We start from the raw sequence: 1508 nt of genomic DNA, 5'->3' as shown, positions 1-1508 counted from the left end.
TCGCGAGCCAGTATCTACCGGGAACTGCGCGCGAGTACGAACTCCGCCGCAGTCCAGTGGGCGTGTACACCTATCCAACGGCTGAAGGTGACGACGGGGATTACCGCGAAGAGCTCCTCGTTGTGGATCTAACGTGCGCGGGATGAGCCGCCGCCCGATACCCCGTGGCGGGATCCGCCAGCGGACAACAACAGAGAGTCCGTGAGGTGTCGGAACAAGCGGCCGAGACGGTGAACGCGATTACGCTCGGTCAGATCACGGCGTGAGCTCGGGGAGGCGGACAGATGGCCAGACAGGCGGGTTGGTCATGGCGCGCAGTGATGGTCGCGGTGATCGCAGCTGCCGCGGTTACGTGGCTGGCGGCCGTCGTTGTCGCCGACATTCGCCGAGCGCCTGACGCGGATTGTCTTGCCGTCGACTCCACCGTGATGGATCTGATCGCAAGTAGGCCGGCTACTGACCCGATCGAGCCGATCGACGCGGTTGCTGTCCACGACCCCTGGACCCGCAGTACGGGGTCCGTGCCGTTCGACAACTACTACGCGATCGCCATGGAGTTCAGAAGAAGCGACGGCTCGATCTCCCGCGGAGTGTGGGGATTAGGCGCAGGCCCGTCGCCAGCGGAGGGCCAAGCGCTGACGGCGAACGCAGACAGTGTCCTCGGGGCACTCGTCAGTGTGGATCAATCAGCGCGGCAGAGCACTGTGTGGCCGGACACGGCGATGTTCTTCCCCGAGGATGCCAACGCCGTCGAAGAAGCCGGCCAATGTCTGACTACTTCCTGATCATGGCGACGACCAGCCGCGGAGCGGATAAACCGGTCATCGATTGACAATCGAAAAGTTTGGGCAGGGATATGGTTCGGTGTGCCCGAAATTGCCAGTCGGCGCCGGACCCAACCACCGCCGCCTCGCATCGTCTACGAAGCCCTTACGAACCCTCACCGTGACCCGGTTCGTCCGTGCTGATCCTGCACAACGACGAACAGCGTCCGACGATTGCCGAAGCTGTCGACCCGAATCTCGTCGTATGGACATCGATCTGGCGGTGGCGACCGGATGCACGGATCCGCTTCGACATCGTTGGCCCACCACACGGCAGCACCACTCTGTCCTGGACATTGATCGTCGACTAACCGGTCCCAGGCGGGGAGGCGACCGTCCGCATGCGCAAGTGAGTGAACGAACTCATCAACGCGAACCTGCGCTTCACGTTCGGTCAATAGTGCCCCCTGATCAAGGATCGCCGACCGAACACCGATCCTCGGCAACTCCGAGCGCTACCCACCGATTCGTTCGACGCGCCAAGGTGGGATCTCCCGCCGCGGCCTGACCTTGATCGCACGGAATTTGTATCCGTCCTGATCGATGACCGACTCCCATTCGAAGTCGACCTGCTCGCCGACGTCGAGACCACGGATTCCTCCGCCGATGCTGAAACTCTCGCCCGGCTGGGCATTGATGACTTCATCGGGGTGTAGGGCGCTGTAGAAGGTCCAACAACCGCCC

General features: G+C 62.7%; 1 protein-coding gene and 1 pseudogene. One reads left to right on the top strand and one right to left on the bottom strand.

What is annotated here, in order from left to right:
• Positions 1–284 precede the first annotated feature (284 nt).
• Positions 285–785, top strand: coding sequence for a hypothetical protein (locus tag WAW17_RS00470; protein WP_422331068.1), 501 nt, complete (start codon positions 285–287; stop codon positions 783–785).
• A 494-nt stretch (positions 786–1279) separates the two neighbouring features.
• On the opposite strand, the pseudogene WAW17_RS00465 reads toward WAW17_RS00470, so the two are convergent.
• Positions 1280–1508, bottom strand: a pseudogene (locus WAW17_RS00465) (hypothetical protein); the annotation flags it as partial.

The sequence above is a fragment of the Rhodococcus sp. (in: high G+C Gram-positive bacteria) genome (assembly GCF_049286785.1).
Classification (GTDB): Bacteria; Actinomycetota; Actinomycetes; order Mycobacteriales; family Mycobacteriaceae; genus Rhodococcus_F.
The sequence above is the reverse complement of the archived record's forward strand: the minus strand, read 5'-3'. Positions and strand labels throughout refer to the sequence as shown.

Bases quoted from the DNA above. Each gene is read 5' to 3' on its own strand.
- WAW17_RS00470 (WP_422331068.1), top strand. From the start codon at position 285: ATGGCCAGACAGGCGGGTTGGTCATGGCGCGCAGTGATGGTCGCGGTG.